Annotated in this window: 14 protein-coding genes and 1 pseudogene; 10 read left to right on the top strand and 5 right to left on the bottom strand. The window is 43.3% G+C overall.

Annotated elements, in window-relative coordinates:
* Positions 1 to 80 precede the first annotated feature (80 nt).
* Positions 81 to 551, top strand: a complete 471-nt coding sequence (locus LRS05_RS04390; protein ID WP_257867210.1) for an Lrp/AsnC family transcriptional regulator — start codon at positions 81 to 83, stop codon at positions 549 to 551.
* Between the two features lie 121 nt (positions 552 to 672).
* Here the strand turns inward: LRS05_RS04390 and LRS05_RS04385 are convergent, their stop codons facing one another.
* From LRS05_RS04385 to LRS05_RS17585, 3 genes and pseudogenes are all read right to left on the bottom strand, one after another.
* Positions 673 to 1371: a zinc metallopeptidase gene (locus LRS05_RS04385; RefSeq protein WP_257867209.1), complete on the bottom strand. Its 699-nt coding sequence runs from the start codon at positions 1369 to 1371 to the stop codon at positions 673 to 675.
* 199 nt (positions 1372 to 1570) lie between these two features.
* Positions 1571 to 2143, bottom strand: coding sequence for a hypothetical protein (locus LRS05_RS04380; protein ID WP_257867208.1), 573 nt, complete (start codon positions 2141 to 2143; stop codon positions 1571 to 1573).
* Between the two features lie 192 nt (positions 2144 to 2335).
* Positions 2336 to 5444: pseudogene (locus LRS05_RS17585) on the bottom strand (leucine--tRNA ligase).
* 197 nt (positions 5445 to 5641) lie between these two features.
* Between LRS05_RS17585 and LRS05_RS04365 the strand changes: the two are divergent.
* From LRS05_RS04365 to LRS05_RS04345, 5 genes are all read left to right on the top strand, one after another.
* Positions 5642 to 6514 (top strand): ABC transporter permease, encoded by an 873-nt coding sequence (locus tag LRS05_RS04365; protein WP_257867206.1) that lies wholly within the window; start codon positions 5642 to 5644, stop codon positions 6512 to 6514.
* A gap of 81 nt (positions 6515 to 6595) precedes the next feature.
* Positions 6596 to 6898 carry a DUF3098 domain-containing protein gene (locus tag LRS05_RS04360; protein WP_257867205.1) on the top strand — a complete coding sequence of 101 codons (303 nt, stop codon included), beginning with the start codon at positions 6596 to 6598 and terminating at the stop codon, positions 6896 to 6898.
* Entirely contained in the window at positions 6898 to 7707 is an 810-nt protein-coding gene (locus LRS05_RS04355) for an undecaprenyl-diphosphate phosphatase (protein ID WP_257867204.1), read from the top strand. The genes LRS05_RS04360 and LRS05_RS04355 overlap by 1 nt, the downstream gene beginning before the upstream one ends.
* A gap of 9 nt (positions 7708 to 7716) precedes the next feature.
* Positions 7717 to 8415 carry a tRNA pseudouridine(55) synthase TruB gene (gene truB / locus LRS05_RS04350; RefSeq protein ID WP_257869231.1) on the top strand — a complete coding sequence of 233 codons (699 nt, stop codon included), beginning with the start codon at positions 7717 to 7719 and terminating at the stop codon, positions 8413 to 8415.
* Complete coding sequence (locus LRS05_RS04345) at positions 8408 to 9034, top strand: YiiX/YebB-like N1pC/P60 family cysteine hydrolase (protein ID WP_257867203.1); 627 nt, start codon at positions 8408 to 8410, stop codon at positions 9032 to 9034. Before truB ends, LRS05_RS04345 begins: the two co-directional genes overlap by 8 nt.
* Before the next feature lie 86 nt (positions 9035 to 9120).
* Here the strand turns inward: LRS05_RS04345 and LRS05_RS04340 are convergent, their stop codons facing one another.
* Positions 9121 to 9729, bottom strand: coding sequence for a thioredoxin family protein (locus tag LRS05_RS04340; RefSeq protein WP_257867202.1), 609 nt, complete (start codon positions 9727 to 9729; stop codon positions 9121 to 9123).
* Positions 9730 to 9788: 59 nt separating this feature from the next.
* Positions 9789 to 10100, bottom strand: a complete 312-nt coding sequence (locus tag LRS05_RS04335) for a hypothetical protein (protein WP_257867201.1) — start codon at positions 10098 to 10100, stop codon at positions 9789 to 9791.
* 81 nt (positions 10101 to 10181) lie between these two features.
* Between LRS05_RS04335 and LRS05_RS04330 the strand changes: the two genes are divergently transcribed.
* The 4 genes from LRS05_RS04330 to LRS05_RS04315 all read left to right on the top strand — a co-directional run bounded on the left by LRS05_RS04330 (position 10182) and on the right by LRS05_RS04315 (position 14897).
* Entirely contained in the window at positions 10182 to 10961 is a 780-nt protein-coding gene (locus tag LRS05_RS04330) for a patatin-like phospholipase family protein (RefSeq protein WP_257867200.1), read from the top strand.
* A gap of 61 nt (positions 10962 to 11022) precedes the next feature.
* On the top strand, positions 11023 to 11730 hold the full coding sequence (gene pyrH / locus LRS05_RS04325) for a UMP kinase (protein ID WP_257867199.1): 708 nt from the start codon (positions 11023 to 11025) through the stop codon (positions 11728 to 11730).
* A gap of 17 nt (positions 11731 to 11747) precedes the next feature.
* Positions 11748 to 12311: a ribosome recycling factor gene (gene frr / locus LRS05_RS04320; RefSeq protein WP_257869230.1), complete on the top strand. Its 564-nt coding sequence runs from the start codon at positions 11748 to 11750 to the stop codon at positions 12309 to 12311.
* Positions 12312 to 12404: 93 nt separating this feature from the next.
* The gene (locus LRS05_RS04315) at positions 12405 to 14897 is read left to right on the top strand and encodes a DUF5686 and carboxypeptidase regulatory-like domain-containing protein (protein ID WP_257867198.1); all 2493 of its coding nucleotides are present in this window, start codon (positions 12405 to 12407) and stop codon (positions 14895 to 14897) included.
* The last annotated feature ends 9 nt before the right edge of the window (positions 14898 to 14906 follow it).

Genomic DNA, 14906 nt, shown 5'->3' with positions numbered 1-14906 from the left:
TACAGAATAGCCTTTTTGCAATTGCAGAAAGGCTATTTTTTTAAAGTAAAATTCTATATTTGGATTACAAAATAAAAGCTATGAAAATTAATCAGTTACAAATAGAAATCGACGGGATAGATAAAGAAATTCTCCGTTACCTTATGGAGGACGCACGCAAGCCCATACTACAGATTGCAGGCAAGATTGGGATAAGCGGCGCGGCCATACACCAGCGCCTTCGTAAACTGGAGCAGGCCGGTGTAATTGCAGGAAGCAAGTTCGTGGTAAACACGAAAGTTCTCGGCTATAGCACTATGGCATTTATCGGCATTTATCTGGATAAAGCATCGAGCAACGCCGAAACCGTAAAAGAACTGAAAAAGATACCTGAAGTGCTGGAGTGCCACTACACTACCGGAAACTGGTCTATCTTGATTAAGATAATCTGCCGGGATAACGAACACCTTATGCAGCTGCTTAACTCAAAGATACAACCCATAAATGGCGTATCACGTACTGAGACTTTTATATCACTCGACCAGCAGATTGAAAGACAGATACAACTGTAAGCCCCCTAACCCGAATGGGGAACTGCGACGATAATAAAAAAATCCGCTAATTGCTTAGCGGATTTTCACTATTTAAATACACTTGGTAATCGTTACATTCTCAAATTGCTGATTAGGTGCATTACTCCCTTCTTCCGCCAAAAACCTGGAGACCCCAATATACCAACATAGCCAGTGAGCCTATTGCAGCTACAACATAAGTACGCGCAGCCCATTTTAGTGAGTCTTCGGCGCCGGCATACTCCTGCTGGCTTAGCATGTTTTCTCTTTTCAGCCACGCAAGTGCACGGTTACTGGCATCATATTCAACCGGTAGGGTTATAAATGTGAAGAGCGTTGTCAGTGAAAACAGGATTAAACCTGCAACAGCAACATAAAAGCCCCAGCCTAAGCCCTGCCCTGCACCAAGAATCAAACCGCCGATGATCAGCCATTGAGACATTGATGACGAAACATTCACCACAGGCACCATTTTACTGCGGAACTGCAGCATATTGTAGGCAGTGGCATGCTGTACGGCATGCCCCACCTCGTGTGCGGCAACAGCGGCGGCGGCGGCATTACGCTGATTGTATACTGCTTCGCTTAGGTTTACCGTTTTATCTGCCGGGTTGTAGTGGTCTGTTAAACGGCCCGGTGTTGAGATCACCCGCACATCATTAATGCCGTTATCACTAAGCATTTTCTGCGCTATCTCTGCACCACTCATGCCATTGCGCAGGTGCACCTTGCTGTAATGTTCAAATTTGCTCTTGAGTTTCGCACTTACTGCAAAACTTATCAGGGCGATAAGCCCTATTATGATATAATATCCTATCATTGTGTTTTAGTTTTTGATTGTATAAAACATACAGCAAAAAGAAAGCCAATCTTTTCAGACCGGCTTTCTATGATAATTTGTCAGGCTTATTTATAAACCTATTGTGATTTTTGCGTATGCCCTGCCATGGCCGCTTTCTTTCACAGCATTATTAACATCGGCAAAGTCTGATTTCCATTTGCCATTTGTAATGCCCCACTCATAGCCAAGGTTCAGCCTTAAAGGGAAGTTTGTATTTTGGAGGAATCCGAATGCCAGTGACGGACCCTGCATACAACATTTCATTTCTCAGGCTTATATGCCCATTTTGCAACGCCGGGTCAAGTTCATTTAGGTCAATCTGGTTGGTACGGGTGAAAAGGTCAACCTGGTTTCCTATAAAAGACACATCTGCACCTACCGTACCAAAGAATTTATTAGTATTGAAAGCTACATAATGAGGCCTCAGCCTAACGCCAAACGCAGCGCTGCGTATACGGTTCACTGCATTCTTTTCATCGCTGTAAGATGTCATTAGTTCGGTATCCATCCAGAATTTCTTTGTGGCCCTTACATTGAAACCAACTGTAAATTCTGCCTGTGCATCTGCCATTTGAGGCAATCCCTGAGCCGCAAGTTTGTCGTTCAGCTTGTAGTCGCCGTTAAAAACCGCCCCGAAAGAAGCGTAGAGGTTTAAAGTTGGAATACTGTCTTTTGAAGATTGAGAATCTTGTGCAAAAGTTGCCGATTGAAACCCGATAATGCAGATAGCTGCAAGTACTAGTTTTTTCATTGTTAAGTGATTTTTGATTAATTGATTAAATGGTAATTTTCAAATTTTGTGCCAAAAATTCCTGTTAATGCAAAACGAAAAAAGCCACACCTTATTACGGGTATGGCTTTCTAACCTGCAAGGTTTTTGAAACCTTGCAGGTTTACATAAATTAAAATTACACCTACAAGGTCTCAAAGACCTTGCAGGAGTTTATCCTACGAGGTTGATAATCTTGCCGGGAACTATCACCACTTTCTTCGGCTGCTGCCCGTTGAGCTGCTGTTGCGTGCGTTCATCAGCCATGATGGCTTTTTCTATTTCTTCCACAGAAAGGTCAAGCGGGAGTTCAATTTTAAAGCGCATCTTTCCGTTGAAAGACACCGGGTATTCTTTACTGCTTTCCACTAAATGCTCCGGATTAAAAACCGGGAACGGCACCTGCGAGATGCTTCCATTATGGCCCAGCCTGTGCCAAAGCTCTTCGGCAATGTGCGGCGCATACGGCGAAATGATAATGGCAAGCGGCTCCAATATCGTGCGTTCGTGGCAATTGATCGCTGTAAGCTCATTTACCGCAATCATGAACGAACTCACCGATGTATTGAACGAGAAATTCTCGATATCATCCTGCACTTTCTTGATAGTGCGGTGCAAAATTTTGAACGCTTCTTTGCTGGCCTCGCCTGTGGTTACAATCAAGCCGTTATCATCAAAGTATAATCTCCAAAGCTTTTTCAGGAAGCCTGATACACCTGTAATCCCGGCAGTGTTCCATGGCTTTGCCTGCTCCAGCGGGCCAAGGAACATTTCGTACAGCCTTAGAGTATCAGCGCCGTATTGCTCACAAATATCATCAGGCGTTACCACGTTGTATTTCGACTTCGACATTTTCTCGACTTCGCGGGAAACTTTAAAAGTGCCGTCGCGTTCAGTGATGAATTTTGCGTCTTTAAATTCGCTATATAGTGGATGCTTCGTAAATGAATTTAAATCTAAATTATCAGAAGAATCGACTAAATTAACATCCACATTTGTTCGAAGAAAACTAGAAATGTGAGCTTCTACTTTGCCTTCTAAACCCAATTCCCTTATCTTGTCATTAACAGAGTTTAAAATAAGATTTTTAATATTCTTATTTATTTCCATTTGTTCGATTTCTTCTGGTGTTTCAGGATTGAAATTTATAGTTCTTAACCTTTCTCTTACGCCATAGGAAACAAAAATATCTTTAACCAAGGAAAAACTGTTTCTTAATTCTTCCAGTTTGGATTTGTCTTCGTCATTAGTCAATAAGATATGCTCTCCAAATCTTAACATTGGACGACGCACAAAAGCACTCATACCCAATATCATTCCCTGGTTGATGAGCTTTTTAAAGGGCTCTTCGTGGGTGATAAAGCCGCGGTCTTTTAAGAACTTGTTCCAGAAGCGGCTATACAGTAAGTGGCCTGTGGCATGCTCGCTGCCGCCGATATACAAGTCCACATTCTGCCAATAGGATTCATGTTCGGGGCTTACAAATTGCTCTTTGTTATGGGCATCTATATAGCGCAGCCAGTACCATGAGCTTCCTGCCCAGCCCGGCATGGTGTTGAGTTCTAATGGAAAAACGGATTTATGGTCAATAAGGTCGTTTGCCACCACTTTATTCTGTACGGTATCCCATGCCCATTCGCGTGAATTACCCAATGGCGGCTCTCCTGTTTCTGTCGGCAGGTATTTTTCCACTTCGGGCAGGCGTATCGGCAAGTGTTCTGCGTCAATCATCTGCGGAAGCCCATTTACGTAATACACCGGAAACGGCTCACCCCAATACCTCTGGCGGCTGAACACCGCATCGCGCAGGCGGTAATTGGTTTTGCCGGTACCCATTTCAGCATCTTCCAAAGCCGCAATAACTTTAGCAGAAGCTTCTTTATAGCCCAATCCGTTTACAAAATCGCTGTTCTTAAACACAAACCCTTCTTTAGCAGTAAACGCTTCCGTAGCAATAAGGCTCTCTTGCTCCCCCTTGGGGGGTTGGGGGGGCTGTGCTTTCAAATATATCTTCAATAGGCAGGTTGAAATGCTTCGCGAAATCATAATCACGCTGGTCGCCCGCCGGTACAGCCATTACAGCGCCTGTGCCATAGCCTGCCAAAACATAATCTGCAATCCAAATCGGTATATTTAACCCTGTCAGTGGGTGTACGGCATACGAACCTGTAAACGCTCCGCTAATGGTCTTAACGTCAGCCATACGGTCGCGCTCACTGCGTTTTGCTGTGCTTTCTATATACGCCTCAACAGCCTCTTTTTGTTCCGGCTTTGTTATCTGCCTCACCAAATCATGCTCAGGCGCCAAAGCCAGATAGCTCACGCCGAAAATGGTATCAGGCCTTGTGGTGAATACTTCAATAATCGGGTCATCAGGATCGGCGGTGGTTTCAGCTTCATAGCCCACCACCTGGAATTTCACCGATGCACCTACCGATTTACCAATCCAGTTGCGCTGGCTTTCTTTAAGCGACTCTGTCCAGTCAATTGTGTTCAGTCCCTGCAGCAGCCTTTCCGCATAGGCGGAAATACGCATGCTCCACTGGGTCATTTTTTTGCGGATAACAGGATAACCGCCGCGTTCTGATACGCCGTTTACAATCTCGTCATTGGCAAGCACAGTACCCAGTTGCGGACACCAGTTCACTTCAGTCTCAGCAAGGTAGGTAAGGCGGTATTTCAACAGCATACGCTCCTGCGCTTCCTTGCTCCAGCTATTCCAGTCGTCGGCAGTAAAGGTTATAATATTATCATCGCTCACAGCATTAACACCGCTATTGCCGTTTTCTTCAAATTTAGCGATGAGCGTACAGATGCTCTCTGCCTTGTCTGTGTCATTATTATACCATGAGTTGAATAGCTGGATGAATATCCACTGTGTCCATTTATAATACTCAGGGTCTGATGTTCGCACCTCCCTGTCCCAGTCAAACGAGAAACCTATCCTGTCCAATTGCTGGCGGTAACGCGCAATATTAGCTTCAGTGGTTATCGCAGGGTGCTGGCCGGTTTGTATGGCATACTGCTCTGCCGGAAGGCCGAAGCTGTCATACCCCTGCGGATGCAGTACGTTAAAACCCTGATGGCGCTTGTAGCGTGCATAGATGTCGCTCGCTATATAGCCCAGCGGGTGCCCCACATGCAGCCCTGCCCCTGACGGGTACGGGAACATGTCAAGCACATAATATTTAGGTTTATCGGATATATTTTCAGCGGCGAAAGTGCCGTTTTCAGCCCAGTATTTCTGCCAGCGGGCTTCTATTTCGTTGTGGTTGTATTTCATTGTAAGCTTCTTAGCTACTAAGCGGCTTAGCGCCTAGCTGTTTAGGTTGTGATTGATTGCTCAGGAGCTAAGTAGCTCAGCACCTCAGCAGCTTTAAGCAACAAATTTACGCCAATTGTACGAATGTCAAAACTTTGCCCGTTATTAAAGTACCGATAAATAATTTCTTATTATTTTTACGGCTAAATTGTGATTCTATGGCTCCATCTTTTGAGAAGTTCCAGAAAAGGCGCGTGATTTCATCGTATTTTTCTGTGGTGCTTTGTATTTTCATCGTGCTTACGCTGCTTGGCGCACTTGGCCTTTTCGTTATCAACACCGAGAAGATAAGCGGCTACGTGAAGGAGAACATCCCGATGACGGTATATTTTAAGAGAGAGGCAACTGACAGTACTATGCAGGCTTTCGGCGTGAGGCTGCAGAATATAGGCTATATCAAGGATTACAAGTTTGTCTCAAAAGAAGATGCTGCCAAGAACAATCCTGATATAATGGGCGGCTCTGAAGACCTTCTGGAAACAAATCCGTTACTTAACTCATACGACATCCACCTAAAGAGCGATTACGTTCAAAAAGACAGCATTAAGGAAATTGAGATTGAGCTGCGCAGCGACCCTGCAGTGGGTGACCTTACCTATGATAATGCGCTGGTTGACCTGGCCAATAAAAACATTGAAACCATCACTTTCTGGATTTTGATCATCAGCGGTGTGTTGGCAATAATATCAATGCTGCTAATTAACAGTGCGCTGAGGCTTTCCATTTACGCTCACCGCTTTACCATCAAAACTATGCAGATGGTTGGCGCCACAAAGTCGTTTATTCGCAAACCCTATATATGGAAGGGTGTAAGGTTGGGGCTTATTGGCTCATTACTGGCTATTGCAGCCCTGATTGGGCTTGTGTACTGGCTCGACATACAATTGCCGGTACTGAACCTTTGGGAAGACTGGATACCTACAGCGATAATACTTGCTGGCGTGCTGGCGTTCGGAATCATCATAGCATCGATAAGTACATTCTTCGCAACGCAGCGATTCCTGAACTTAAGGACGGATGATCTTTATTAAAAAAGCCATTAGCCAAAAGGCACAAGCCACTAGTTGAGAGTGAGTGGCAACTTTAAACATTAAACTTTGAACTTTCAAACAATGAAAAACAACGAAATAACCACCCACTTTCTTTTTGAGAGGGTTAATTATAAGATACTGCTTATTGGCATTGCCGTGATTGCTCTTGGCTTCATACTGATGGCAGGTGGCGGCAGTGACGATCCCAATGTATTTAATGAAGAAATCTTTAACTTCAGGAGGATAAGGCTTGCACCGACAGTTGTGCTTGTAGGCTTTGGTGTGACTATCTATGCCATACTAAAGAACCCGTCACCGATAACCACCGAAGTAGAGCGTGATGCGATTCCAGACACTAACCTGAAAACAGGTAAAAAGAAATAATGGATTTTATACAGTCGATAATCATTGCCATTATTGAAGGATTAACGGAGTACCTGCCGATATCTTCAACGGCCCACATGATATTTGCCAGTTCTTACTACGGCATTCAGGAAGACGATTTTGTAAAGCTTTTCCAGGTATCTATCCAATTCGGGGCAATACTTGCTGTTGTAGCCTTGTACTGGAAAAAGTTTTTCGACTTCTCCCGGATAGGCTTTTACGTAAAACTTGCTTGCGCAGTCATTCCGGCGCTTGTTTTAGGCAAGCTGTTTGATGATATGATTGAGGAAGTATTGGGCAACCCTATCCCTATCGCGATTATGCTGATTGTTGGCGGGTTTATACTCTTGTTTGTCGACAATTACTTTAAAAATCCTAAGATTGCGAAAGAAGAAGACATTACTATAAAAAAGGCTGTGACAATAGGTTTTTGGCAATGCCTTGCCATGATGCCGGGCACAAGCCGCGCGGCAGCGTCAATCATTGGCGGTATGCAGCAGGGATTGACCCGCGAAGTTGCAGCAGAATTCTCTTTCTTTCTTGCCGTGCCTACAATGCTGGCAGTTACAACGTATTCGATTTTTCTAAAGACATATGAGCACACGCAATTGAAAGGTTATGAACTTCTCACGCAGAATGACGATAACTTGAAAATGTTTCTCGTAGGAAATGTAATTGCATTTGTTGTTGCCATAATCGCGATTAAAGGATTTATCGGAGTGATAAAAAAATACGGTTTCCGCCCGTGGGGTTGGTACCGCATTATTGCCGGCGCTTTGCTCCTCGCCTATTTTGTTACTTATAAATAAATTACATTGATTTCAGCCGAAGATTTTCAGGAAGGAAAGGTTGTGCTGCTTGATAAGCCATTGACGTGGAGCTCATTCCAGGCCGTGAATAAAGTAAAATGGAGCCTGAAGAAACACCTTGGGCTGAAGAAGATAAAAGTAGGCCACGCCGGCACGCTCGACCCATTGGCTACAGGCTTGTTGATTGTCTGCACCGGGAAATTCACTAAGCGTATTTCTGAGCTCCAGGGTATGGCGAAAGAATACACAGGAACATTTTACATTGGTGCCACAACTCCGTCTTATGATTTGGAAACAGAAGTGGACGAAACCTTCCCGTCGGGACATGTTAATGAAACGTTAATTGCTGCTACCCTACAACAGTTCATTGGTGAGATTGACCAAAAGCCTCCGGTTTTTTCTGCAATCAAAAAAGATGGTAAACGACTATATGAACACGCCCGTAAAGGTGAAGAAGTGGAAATCGCTTCACGTAAAACAACGATACACGAATTTGAAATTACCCGAATTGCCTTGCCTGAAGTTGATTTCAGGGTGGTTTGCAGCAAAGGTACTTACATCCGTTCACTGGCCTATGATTTTGGACTGGCGTTAAACTCCGGGGCACACCTTACAGCGCTGAGGCGCACCAAAATTGGCGCATTTTCTGTTGAAAATGCTATTACACCCGATGCTTTTGAACAGTCAATTACTCCGGAAAATGAATAAATGGTTTTTAATATTCTTTCTGCCCTTTTGGTCTTTCGCCCAAAACATCAGCCAGAAAGATTTAAAAGATGGCGACCTTATATTTCAGGACATGGACTGCGGCCCGCTTTGTGATGCCATAGAGGCTGTGACTGAAGGTTATGAAGGCAATGACTTCAGCCATATGGGTATGGTGTACTACAGGAACGACACGCTCTACATTATTGAGGCAGCAGGAAAAGCAGTACGGCTGAATACTTATGAAAAGTTCGCTACCAACACCAGGAAGCCCATGTATGTAGGCAGGTTGAAAAACCAGTATAAAAAGCTTATTCCTCAAGCCATAGCTTTTTCAATAAAACAGCTTGGTGTACCGTACGATGATGAATATGTTTATGACAACGGCGCATACTATTGCTCTGAATTACTGTATGATGCGTTCATGTTTGCCAATGGCGGCAAGCCTTTCTTTAAGCTTTATCCAATGACCTACAAACAACCCGGCACAAATAAGTTTTTCCCGGCGTGGGTTGATTACTACACAGCCATCGGTAAAGAAATCCCTGAAGGAAAGCCCGGCTGTAACCCGGGTGGGATGTCAACAAGTGATAAGATTATAATTATAGGAAAAATTCAGTAAACAGTCGCAGTCACAGTCACAGTTTACAGTCCAGCAATTTCTTTTACTGTAGCTAACTGAAAACTGCGACCGTGACTGAAACCTAATTATAGGCTATCCGCTGTCTTTAGCAGCAATACAATCTCTTCAACTGTGCTCAACCCTTTATCTTCAAGATACCATTTTTGCAGCGCCGTTTTGGCGTCCATGTCAAATACTCCGTGCTTTTCTTTATAATCCAGCACAAGCTGTAATGCGCCATGAGGCCTAGGGCCCCAACTGCCCCGCACTGTATTTGTTTCCTTTTCAATCAGGATAAGCTTCGGGATAGAACGTGCGCCGTTGGTAAGGTATTCATCCATCAGCTGCGGGTTATCATCTCGTAGTACAATTTCCATTTCAAGTTTAGGAGTTGCCTCGGTAATCTTATTCATAACCGGGAGAATCTGGGCAGCATCTCCACACCATCCTTCAGAAATTACTAGCAAAGTATATTCCTTCTTCAGGTTTTTCAGTGCTTCTTCTGCTTCGCCAAGAAGTACAATAGTCTTGTCGAGCCTGTTCATGCGTACTTCATTCAGCGTGCTGTAATGCATCAGGTCTTCATTTTGGGTATGCCCGGTTGAAAGCCCCTGTTTCAGCAAAGCCGACATATATTCGCGGTATTCTTTATAACTAAACTTCTCTTTTATAGATTCTGCAATAATCGTACTCATAGTTTGTTTGTTTTTACAAAGTTAGCAAACCTTACGCAAGTAGGAAAATAGATTATTGTTTACAAGATTTCAACAATTTTTAGCGAACCTATCTGTTCTTCACCTCTTGAAACTTCATAAGTATCACCCACCTTTAGTAAACCAGTCACAAACTCTATCGCTAAAAAAGATGCGTCAGCTAAAAATGGCTGCTCGAAACTGGCCGATTCAACTTCCTCAATTTTGTAAACAAACCCATATTTTGAATTACCAATATGTGCAAAAAGCCAATTAACTATATCATCTTTTGGAGAGTTATTATACTTCAGTACGTGGCTCCGGGACAATAATAGTTCAACTTTATAATTATAAGTTCTTTCTGACGGAATCATCTGTTCGTATTTGTATACAATATAGATAAACTTTACAGTCCCGCCAAAATCACGTACATTAGCATTGAAATAAATTACTTAATGAAATTTGACGGTAACACTATCGGCCTCATATTTTCCGGGGGCGGTTCTAAAGGCATAGCCCATGCCGGCGTACTGAAGTTTTTTGATGAAATCGGGATAATGCCGTCGCATATTGCAGGCACAAGTTCAGGCGCAATTGTTTCGGCGCTGTACGCTGTCGGCAAATCACCTGAGGAAATACTGGACTTCTTTAAATCTATCTACTTTTTCCACTGGAGGCACTTTACTTTCCGTAAAGCGGGTTTTATTGATGCCGAGGCTTTCAAGCCCTATTTCAATTCGGCGTTTTATGATATTACGCTTGGCGAACTCCCTTTTAAAATGCACCTTACAGCGACCGACTTGGTTTCGGGCAAGTTGAAAATATTCGGGCAGGACACCAAAGTTACCGATGCTGTCCTGGCGTCTTCTGCATTCCCCGGTGTTATCTCTCCATATACGATAGATGGCAAAATTTATAGTGACGGCGGTATCATCAACCATTTCCCTACCGATATCTTACAGGGGCGTTGCGACAGGCTTATAGGCATTTATGTAAGCCCTGTCCAGAAAATTCAGTCTAAAGACCTTAGCACGATAAAGTCTGTCACCGCACGGGCGTATGATTTGCTTTCGGCCAACAGCAACATGCAAAAATTTACGCTTTGTGACTGGGTAATAAGTCCCGAAGACCTGGCGCTTTACAGCACTTTTGAGACAAATAAAGCCAAGATGGACGAGATTTTCAACATAGGGTATGAAGCAGCAAAAAAGTCTTACGAAGACCTGATTGTATAGGGCTGCGCCAATTGTACTGATAAAAAACATTGCTATATTTGCACCATTCAATCACAACCCTATGAAATATAAGAGAATCCTTTTAAAACTGAGCGGTGAGGCCTTAATGGGCGACAGGCAGTATGGCATTGACCCGAAACGCCTGGCAGAATATGCAGCCGAAATCAGGGAAATACACAAAAGCGGCGTACAGATAGCCATAGTGATAGGCGGAGGCAATATTTTCAGGGGTGTGGCCGGCGCCAGTAACGGTATGGACCGTGTGCAGGGCGACTATATGGGCATGCTTGCCACTGTTATAAACGGCATGGCTTTACAAGGTGCGCTTGAAGATGCAGGAATGCAGACAAGATTACAAACAGCCCTTAAAATTGAAGCTATTGCCGAGCCTTATATAAAACGCCGTGCGGTGCGCCACCTTGAAAAAGGGCGTATTGTGATATTCGGTGCAGGTACGGGTAACCCTTACTTTACGACAGACACTGCTGCGGTTTTGCGCGGTGTGGAAGTGAATGCAGATGTTATACTCAAGGGTACACGCGTTGATGGTATTTATACTGCAGACCCTGAAAAAGACCCTACAGCAACAAAATATGATAATCTTACGTTTGAAGATGTACTGGCAAAAGGCCTTAATGTAATGGATACTACAGCCTTCACGCTAAGCCAGGAAAATGAACTGCCAATCATAGTATTTGATATGAACAAGGCAGGCAATTTGCTGAAAGTATGCAGCGGCGAGCCGGTAGGCACTACAGTAAATGTTTAATTTTATACTAAAATTATATCATGGAAGAAATAGATTTTATTTTAGATAGTACAGAAGAGTCAATGAACGGGTCTTTGGCCCACCTTGAAAAAGAATTCCTTAATATACGTGCCGGCAAGGCCAGCCCTGCCATGTTGGGTGGTGTAAAAGTAGACTATTACGGCGCGGCAACCCCGCTTTCGCAGGTGGCCAACATCAATACACCTGATGCACGTACAATTACGGTCCAGCCTTGGGAAAAAAGCATGCTGCAGCCTATAGAGAAAGCTATCATCATAGCTAACATTGGCTTTAACCCGATGAACAACGGTGAAAATATTATAATTAATGTACCTGCGCTTACTGAAGAACGCCGCCGTGACCTTGTAAAACAGGCAAAATCTGAAGCTGAAGATGCGAAGATTGGTGTACGCAATGCACGCAAGGATGCAAATACTGAAATTAAGAAGCTTGAAAAAGACGGCCTGAGTGAAGACGTTTGCAAGGGTGCTGAAGAAAGCGTACAGGAACTCACTAATAAGTTTATAAAAAAAATAGATGACCTGCTGGCTGTGAAGGAGGCAGAAATCATGAAAGTTTAATAAGAAAATCCGCTGAAAATGCGGATTTTTTATTTAATTGTTAACGCTTTTAAAGACCTATCTTTTATACCTTCGGGCATTAACTATTGCTTAATGAGATTTTTCGCCATCTTATTATTATTTATTGGTTTTATATGTACGGCGCAGCAACCTGTTACGGGAGTTGTGCGTGTGGCCGCCAACCGTGTACCACTGGCATTTGCTACTGTTACATCTGAAAACGGAGGCTCTGTAACAACTGATATTGACGGACGTTTCGTTATTGAAAATCCCGGCAATTCTACCTATTTCGTTATATCATACACAGGCTTTGAAACTAAGCGCGTAACAATAGTTGAAGGCAAGCGGCATTATGCTGTTGAACTTGCAGAAAATGCCCAGCAGCTTACAGAAGTTGTTGTAGGCGGTGAAAGCCCTGCACGTATCATAATGCGCGAAGCCATAAGGCGAAAACCCCAAAATGACCCTCAGCAAAAGCTTTCCAGCTTTAAATATAACTTGTATGAGCGCCTAATTGTAACAGCACACCCGGATTCTATTTCTGATAAGCTTGATTCATTGTATATTTATGAAAAGGCCGGCCGCAGATTTGAGAAGATAGATTCGTCTGATTTTAAATTCAAACGCCTTATTGAAAAGCGGCACCTGTACCAGATGGAGAAGGTTTCTGAGTTTGCTTTTAATAGAGAACAAGGCTTAAAAGAAAACGTACAGGGCACACGCATGGCCGGGTTTAAGAAGCCTGTGTATGAAATTATTTCACTAAAGCTGCAGTCTTATTCGGTTTATGACAGGATTGACCTTGTAGAGACCCGATACCGGGGGCCAATGGAAGATGATGCGCTTTCAAACTTTACATACAAGATACTTGATACCGTTGCTGTAAAAGGCCGCAACACCTACATGATTTACTTTGAGCCTCGCCGCGAAAAGAAAAAGAAACGGCTTGAAGGTGTTTTATATATTGATATGGAGACCTATGGCGTGGCACAGGCAACCTTCCGAACAAGAAATATAATGGATATTACTTCCAGCCATTATTTTACTTATGAAAAGGATTTAGGCATATGGTTTCCTGAAAATAAATCACTTAAAATTGTGAAGGGCAACAATAAAGAAGATATAAAGATACTGGGAGAGACCATAAAATTTGATGCTGAAGAGGCCACCAACCCCAACCGCCCAAAAGAAGCGTCAGACTTTGTATATATACAGTCTGACTCGCGAAATTTCGACAAGCAGTTTAATGTCCCTGTAACGATTAAGCATTCAGCAGTTGCCGTAGAAATTACCGATGAAGCGACTTCACAACCCGATGTTTTCTGGAACCGCTATCGTGATACGCTTGATATACGTACAGCCAAAACCTATGCCTCGCTGGATAGTATTGTTGCCAGTGAAAACTGGGAGCAGCGAATAATCCTTGGCCGCCGCATATTAAACGGATACTTTCCGCTGGGCCCTGTTGATATAGATCTTCGCTCAATATTAAGGTATAATCTTCGTGAAGGTATACGTGTTGGTATCGGAGGGATTACCAATAGTAAATTTTCAGAAATATTCAGGTTAAACGGCTATATAGGCTATGGCACGCAAGATGGCAAATTCAAATATAGCACAGGTGGCGCTGTTCGCCTTGATGAATTTACTGGTTCATGGATAGGCATCTCTTACACTGATGATTTACAGGAAATAGCTAGCATTGCTTTTGCAACTGAACCAAAACGCTTCAAAATACTGGATTCCCGCCCGCTTAACATATCAACCTTCTATAATTTTCAGACTTGGGATGCATACATTGATTCACAAATTCTTGCTAAAGCGCAAACACGGCTGCAGTTATCACATAGCCATATAGAACCGCTTTTTGAATATGAATTTAGCCCGGGCAATGGCCAAACCTACCGCCAGTTTAACCTCACAACAGCATTGGTTGCTATACAATGGAATCCGTTCAGCCAATATATGCAAACCCCGACCGGGCGTATTGAGACTGAAAAGCGTTTTCCAAAATTCACCTTCCAATACACCCATTCCATACGCGGATTGTTTGATGGTGATTTTACCTTTGGCAAGGTGGACTTCAGGACTGAATATGAGAAGAAGTACCTTAACGGGCAAAAAACATCATTTCTCGCACAGGCAGGAATGGCTGTTGGAGACACACCTCTTACCCATTTATACAGTTTACGCCCTAACAGCCGAGATAAAGAAACCATTGGTGGCAGGCTGCGCTTTGCAGGTAAAAACAGTTTTGAAACCATGTATTTCAATGAGTTCTTCTCGAGCCAGTATGTTATCTTCCAGGCTAAGCACGGCTGGAGGAAATTCCCAATATATGGCAAAATAAAGCTGGCTCCGGTACTTGTAACCCGCTTTGCCTGGGGCAATATGGAAAACCCGGGACAGCATACAGGCCTGCCTTATAAAACTCTTGAAAAAGGATATTATGAGAGCGGTTTTGAACTTAACGAAATTTATAAATTTATTGGATTTACAGCGTTTTATCGTTACGGGCCTTACCACCTACCGCAATTCACTAAAAACATTGCTGTAAAAGTTTCTATTAATATCAATCTTTTCTGATAAGCACTA

Origin of the sequence: Flavobacterium sp. J372 (assembly GCF_024699965.1) — a bacterium.
Classification (GTDB): domain Bacteria; phylum Bacteroidota; class Bacteroidia; order Flavobacteriales; family Flavobacteriaceae; genus Flavobacterium.
Note: the sequence above shows the minus strand (reverse complement) of the source record. Positions and strands in the feature narration are given on the sequence as shown.

What these genes read in the sequence shown, in the direction of transcription:
- LRS05_RS04390 (WP_257867210.1), top strand. Translation starts at nt 81, where the DNA reads ATGAAAATTAATCAGTTACAAATAGAAATCGACGGGATAGATAAAGAA.
- LRS05_RS04385 (WP_257867209.1), bottom strand. Translation starts at nt 1,371, where the DNA reads ATGATAGGATATTATATCATAATAGGGCTTATCGCCCTGATAAGTTTT.
- LRS05_RS04380 (WP_257867208.1), bottom strand. Translation starts at nt 2,143, where the DNA reads ATGAAAAAACTAGTACTTGCAGCTATCTGCATTATCGGGTTTCAATCG.
- LRS05_RS04365 (WP_257867206.1), top strand. Translation starts at nt 5,642, where the DNA reads ATGGCTCCATCTTTTGAGAAGTTCCAGAAAAGGCGCGTGATTTCATCG.
- LRS05_RS04360 (WP_257867205.1), top strand. Translation starts at nt 6,596, where the DNA reads ATGAAAAACAACGAAATAACCACCCACTTTCTTTTTGAGAGGGTTAAT.
- LRS05_RS04355 (WP_257867204.1), top strand. Translation starts at nt 6,898, where the DNA reads ATGGATTTTATACAGTCGATAATCATTGCCATTATTGAAGGATTAACG.
- LRS05_RS04345 (WP_257867203.1), top strand. Translation starts at nt 8,408, where the DNA reads ATGAATAAATGGTTTTTAATATTCTTTCTGCCCTTTTGGTCTTTCGCC.
- LRS05_RS04340 (WP_257867202.1), bottom strand. Translation starts at nt 9,729, where the DNA reads ATGAGTACGATTATTGCAGAATCTATAAAAGAGAAGTTTAGTTATAAA.
- LRS05_RS04335 (WP_257867201.1), bottom strand. Translation starts at nt 10,100, where the DNA reads ATGATTCCGTCAGAAAGAACTTATAATTATAAAGTTGAACTATTATTG.
- LRS05_RS04330 (WP_257867200.1), top strand. Translation starts at nt 10,182, where the DNA reads ATGAAATTTGACGGTAACACTATCGGCCTCATATTTTCCGGGGGCGGT.
- pyrH (WP_257867199.1), top strand. Translation starts at nt 11,023, where the DNA reads ATGAAATATAAGAGAATCCTTTTAAAACTGAGCGGTGAGGCCTTAATG.
- LRS05_RS04315 (WP_257867198.1), top strand. Translation starts at nt 12,405, where the DNA reads ATGAGATTTTTCGCCATCTTATTATTATTTATTGGTTTTATATGTACG.